Origin of the sequence: uncultured Thiodictyon sp., assembly GCF_903828115.1 — a bacterium.
GTDB lineage: Bacteria > Pseudomonadota > Gammaproteobacteria > Chromatiales > Chromatiaceae > Thiodictyon.
In genome coordinates this window covers 1-4,714 of record NZ_CAIKKU010000417.1, presented here as the reverse complement: position 1 = coordinate 4,714, position 4,714 = coordinate 1, and the positions used below count along the sequence as shown (strand labels likewise).

Genomic DNA, 4,714 nt, shown 5'->3' with positions numbered 1-4,714 from the left:
CGCCAGATCTTTCTGTTCCTGGTGATCCTCTCGGTGGTGAGCGCGGCCATCGTCGCCTTCATCATCTATACCCTGACCCTGGGCAAGATCCGCGAGATCGCGGTGCTGAAGCTCATCGGTACACGTAACCGGACCATTGCCGGGATGATCCTGCAGCAGTCGGTGGGGCTCGGGGTGATCGGTTTCGTGGTGGGCAAGACGGTGGCGACCCTGTGGGCGCCCATCTTCCCCAAATATGTGCTGCTGCTGCCAGGCGATGCCGCCCGGGGCTTCCTGGTCGTCGTCATCATCTGCGTGCTGGCGAGCCTGGTCGCCATCCGCGCCGCGCTCCGGGTCGACCCGGCGGAGGCCATCGGTGGCTGAGTCAACCCACGGGATTCGGATCGAGGGACTGCGTAAGCGTTATGGCAGTGGAGACACCGCCGTGGATGCCCTCAAGGGGGTGGACATGGCGGTGGCCCCCGGGGAGGTGGTGGGCCTGGTCGGCCCCTCGGGGTCCGGCAAGAGTACGCTGCTCAAGTGTCTGGGTGCGGTGATCGAGCCCAGCGCCGGGCGCATGACCCTGGGGGATGCGCCGATCTACGACGAGGGTTGGCGCATCCCGGATCTGCGAGCCCTGCGGCGGGACAAGATCGGCTTTATCTTCCAGGCACCCTATCTCATCCCCTTCCTGGATGTCACCGACAATGTCGCGCTGCTGCCGATGCTGGCGGGCTGTCCGAACGCCTTGGCGCGGGCGCGGGCGCGGGACCTGCTGGCGGCGCTCGACGTCGCCCACCGGGCCGCGGCCATGCCGTCTGCCCTCTCGGGCGGTGAACAACAGCGCGTGGCCATCGCGCGCGCCCTGATCAACCGACCGCCGGTGATCCTGGCGGACGAGCCCACCGCCCCCTTGGACAGCGAGCGTGCATTGAGCGTGATCCGCATACTCAACCGCCTGGCGAGCCAGTATCAGACCGCCATCATCGTCGTGACCCACGACGAGAAGATCATCCCGACCTTCCGGCGCATTTACCGCATCCGCGACGGGCGCACCGAGGAGGAGGCGGGGGAGGGACGGGTGCCGGATTGAGGTCGGCGCTGGGTGCTGAACGTCTGTTTGGAGAGAGAGTAGTTCAGTCGCACAGGCGGCGTATGCGGGTTCGCAGCGAGCAGTCGCGAGCGCTTGTCATCGCCAAGCGAAACCGATGCGCGCTTGCCTTTCATGAATGGTCAGTTGAAACTCGAAGAACTGGGTAAGTACCTCGTCGGTGGTGATGATCTGTGCCGGTTGGAGCGTCGTGCTGAGGGTGATTGCGCGGGCCTGCGCCTGATCCCGCGGGTTGCTGACGGCGATCCGGTAGAAGGTAGCGGCGAAGAGGCAGCGCATCAGGGATGTTTCGGGGCGCCGTAGAGATAGCAATCGTGCTGGGACGCGCCGTCGGTCGGGAGGGCCTGGAGTTGGTCCCGCGGGATGTCACGCATCAGTTGCGCGGCGTACTCCCAGATGGGCATGTCCGTGCCCGCCTCGGGCTGCGCCGCGTCGGGCGTTTCCACCAACAGGGAAACCTCCTGGTGCTCGGCGATCTCAACCGGCTCCAGCGGGCGTAAGACGTCGCCCTCGTAGATCGCTTGCAGGTGTCGGGTCATGGGTAACCTCCGGGCCCACGGTGCGGTGCGGCTGATTATAGGCCCGTTCCGGGTGCCCGGCGGGCGGGGGACGGCCCCGCCGCCGCCTTTCACCGACGGCCGCCAGTTCGGCGCCACGGTAGGCCGCAACGGCGTGCGGGTACAGGGGATGGGGTTAGGTCTTGCCTCCTGCCAGGCAAGAGACAAGAGCTGACCCCCGCCCGCGTGCCCCCCCGCCCGTGCGATAGGCGCATGGGCGTCCCGTTCCCGCGCGTCTGAGGGCGCGGCCCGCGGGCCGCAATTTTTTGGTCTTTGCCTGAAGCACAGAAAAGACTTAGAGTGGCTTTGAGCCAGGCGACTCAGGGCCGACAGCCATGGCTGACCACCTAGAAGATCTGACCACGGAGATGCTTCGCCGCGTCCACACCAAGCTGAGATGCGCCTGCGCTTCACCGGGATCGAGACCGGCCTCGCCTCGCTTGATCATCACCTAGCCGCGTTCCACGCAGTCGACGCCGCCCGCGCCGATGAGATCGCCGACCTGCGGCGCCGCTCGGAGCGCGTGCAACGGCGGCCGGAGTTGGCTGACGCCGTCGAGGCGTGGTCCGCGGGACCTGGGACAGTGTCCGCGACCACAAGCCACGGGATCAAGGCAGCGAAGGGGTCGGGCAGGGAGCTTAGGTTCGGAACAAAGGGGCAAACCGGGGTACGGGGGAAACCGGGGTACGCCCCCGATTTGCCATCCGGCTATAATCCGGCGCGCCTGCATTTTCAACGAACGTGGACGCGCTTCGATGCCACTGATCTCCATCGTTACGCCATGCTACAACGCAGAGTGCTATATCCAGGATACCATTGACTCAGTATGTGCCCAAACCGAGGGAAATTGGGAATGGATCATCACCGATGATCGATCGACGGATCGCTCGGTTGAGATGAACGCCGGCACGGTTTGGAGGGAAGGGCGGCGCGAGCCGTCCCTACCCCGATCGGCGTAGGAGCGGCCCCCGGGCCGCGACGGATTCGATTCAATCCAACCCAAACGCCTGCAGCAGCTTCACCAATCCATACGCGATGCCGCCGGCCGCCGGTATGGTCAAAAGCCAGGCCCATAGCATCCGCTCCACCACGGTCCAGCGCACGGCCGAGAAGCGCTTGGCGGCCCCCACCCCCATGATGGCGGCGGAGATGTTGTGGGTGGTGGAGACGGGGATGCCGAGGCTGGAGGCGATGGTGATGACGGTGGCGGCGGAGGTCTCGGCGGCGAAGCCGTGGATGGGGTGCAGGTGGACCAGTTTGTGGCCCAGGGTCTTGATGATCCGCCAGCCGCCCACCGCGGTGCCGGCGGCCATGGTGACGGCGCAGGTGAGCTTGATCCAGAGGTCGATGTCGCCGTGGGCGAGCGCCGTCTCGCTCGGGCGCATCCAGTCGAGCCAGGTCGGCAGGGTGTCGAGGGTCCCGGCCTGGTGGGCGGAGACCAGCGCGAGGGCGATGATGCCCATGGTCTTCTGCGCGTCGTTGAGGCCGTGGGCCAAGCCCATGTAGCCCGCGGAGAAGAGCTGCGCCTTGCCGAAGAAGGCGTTGCCCCAGCGGGGGCGGGCGATGCGCATGAGGACCCCGCCGCTGCGCGACATGGCCCAGAAGAGGGCGAACAGCACCCCCATCAACAGGTAACCGCCGAGGAAGCCCGCGACCGGGCTGCTAACCATCGGTACCACCACCTTCCAGAGGATCCCGGCGCCTTTGTACCAGGGGTCGGTCGGCTGGGACCAGATCACGGCCCCCCACTGTCCATGGGCGGCGGCAATCGCGGCGCCGCACAGACCGCCGATCAGGGCGTGGGAGGAGGAGGACGGCAGCCCCAGGTACCAGGTCACCAGATTCCAGACGATGCCGCCGCACAGGGCGCAGATGATGACCTGGGAGGTGACATCGACGACGCCCTGGTCCAGCAGTCCGGTGGCGATGGTCTTGGCCACCGCGGTGCCCCAGAGGGCGCCGATCAGGTTGGTGGTGGCGGCGAGCGCGACCGCCTGCATCGGCGCCAGCACCTTGGTCGCGACCACCGTGGCGATGGAGTTGGCGGTGTCGTGGAAGCCGTTGATGTACTCGAAGATGAGGGCGGTGAGGACCACCACGATGAGGAGCGTCAGCACGGCGGTGTCCTCAACTGTTCTTCAGCGCGATCTGGTAGGCGACCGCCCCGGCCTCGCGGCAGCGGTCGATCGCCTTTTCCAGGATCTCGAAGAACTCCTTGATCAGGAACATCTGCTGGCCCTCGTAGCGGCCGGAGTAGAGGTCGCGGTAGAGTTCCAGCATCAGCCGGTCGGCCTCGCTCTCGATCGAGCGCAGGCGGTCGTTCAAGACGCGCATTTTCTCCAGCTTCATGCGGCGCAGTTGCCGGACCATCTCGGCCACCACCAGGGCGGCCTGTTCGAGCATGGCGGCGCGGGGGGCGAAGTCGATCCCTTCCAGGAGCCGGGTGGCCAGGGTGTAGCGTTCGGCGAAGCGCTCCACCTGCTTGGGGATGCGCACCAGGGCGGAGCTCAGGGCCTCGATGTCCTCGCGCTCCAGCGCGGTGACGAAGCTGTTGACCAGTTCCTCGTTGATCTTGTCGGCGATGGCGCGCTCGCGCTCGCGGGCGTGCCGGAAGGCGTCCAGCGCCGGGGCCTTGTCATTGCTGCGCAGCATGACATACAGGGCCTTGGTGCTGTCGGCCGCGGCGGTCGCCGCCTGTTCGAGCAGCCCGAAGAACTGGTTGCCCTTGCCGAAGATCGTCTGGAGCGAAAACATACTGGCGCCTCGGGGGTAATGGGGGCGGGGCCGCCCGGATGGGGGCCCACGGCCGGTGCGTGCGGGCGCTATGTTACAGTCCAGTTACACCGGTTGTCCTGCCGCCGGCCGCAATCCTGGAAAGTTCCTGTGCCCTGGGGGCTGGACAGGATGAGATCAGGACTGATGTATTAACGCACCTATCGTAGGGTACGCATCGCGTACCCGCCAAGCTGCCACGACCGCCGGAGCCGGGTACGCGATGCGTACCCTACAGCTTCCGGACGTTCTCACGGACCGGGCGTCGTTGTCGTTGTCGTTGTCGTAATCGTGG

Annotated in this window: 7 protein-coding genes; 3 read left to right on the top strand and 4 right to left on the bottom strand. The window is 66.5% G+C overall.

Annotated features, from left to right (window positions below; all coding sequences use genetic code 11):
* Positions 1-363: ABC transporter permease (locus QZY48_RS15395; RefSeq protein ID WP_295432346.1), on the top strand; the 363-nt coding region annotated here is incomplete at its 5' end.
* Positions 356-1,072 (top strand): ABC transporter ATP-binding protein, encoded by a 717-nt coding sequence (locus QZY48_RS15390; protein ID WP_295432343.1) that lies wholly within the window; start codon positions 356-358, stop codon positions 1,070-1,072. The genes QZY48_RS15395 and QZY48_RS15390, both read left to right, overlap by 8 nt.
* Before the next feature lie 96 nt (positions 1,073-1,168).
* On the opposite strand, the gene QZY48_RS15385 is transcribed toward QZY48_RS15390, so the two are convergent.
* On the bottom strand, positions 1,169-1,369 hold the full coding sequence (locus QZY48_RS15385) for a hypothetical protein (protein WP_295432341.1): 201 nt from the start codon (positions 1,367-1,369) through the stop codon (positions 1,169-1,171).
* Entirely contained in the window at positions 1,369-1,629 is a 261-nt protein-coding gene (locus QZY48_RS15380; RefSeq protein ID WP_295432339.1) for an antitoxin family protein, read from the bottom strand. The genes QZY48_RS15385 and QZY48_RS15380 overlap by 1 nt, the downstream gene beginning before the upstream one ends.
* A 506-nt stretch (positions 1,630-2,135) precedes the next feature.
* Here QZY48_RS15380 and QZY48_RS34840 point away from each other — a divergent pair.
* Positions 2,136-2,606 (top strand): glycosyltransferase, encoded by a 471-nt coding sequence (locus QZY48_RS34840; RefSeq protein ID WP_366929702.1) that lies wholly within the window; start codon positions 2,136-2,138, stop codon positions 2,604-2,606.
* 30 nt (positions 2,607-2,636) lie between these two features.
* On the opposite strand, the gene QZY48_RS15375 is transcribed toward QZY48_RS34840, so the two are convergent.
* Together QZY48_RS15375 and QZY48_RS15370 are read right to left on the bottom strand one after the other, a co-directional pair.
* Entirely contained in the window at positions 2,637-3,764 is a 1,128-nt protein-coding gene (locus QZY48_RS15375) for an inorganic phosphate transporter (RefSeq protein WP_295432337.1), read from the bottom strand.
* A gap of 10 nt (positions 3,765-3,774) precedes the next feature.
* Positions 3,775-4,401, bottom strand: coding sequence for a DUF47 domain-containing protein (locus tag QZY48_RS15370; RefSeq protein WP_100917625.1), 627 nt, complete (start codon positions 4,399-4,401; stop codon positions 3,775-3,777).
* Between the last annotated feature and the right edge of the window lie 313 nt (positions 4,402-4,714).

Bases quoted from the DNA above. Each gene is read 5' to 3' on its own strand.
- QZY48_RS15385 (WP_295432341.1), bottom strand. From the start codon at position 1,369: ATGCGCTGCCTCTTCGCCGCTACCTTCTACCGGATCGCCGTCAGCAAC.
- QZY48_RS15380 (WP_295432339.1), bottom strand. From the start codon at position 1,629: ATGACCCGACACCTGCAAGCGATCTACGAGGGCGACGTCTTACGCCCG.
- QZY48_RS34840 (WP_366929702.1), top strand. From the start codon at position 2,136: ATGAGATCGCCGACCTGCGGCGCCGCTCGGAGCGCGTGCAACGGCGGC.
- QZY48_RS15370 (WP_100917625.1), bottom strand. From the start codon at position 4,401: ATGTTTTCGCTCCAGACGATCTTCGGCAAGGGCAACCAGTTCTTCGGG.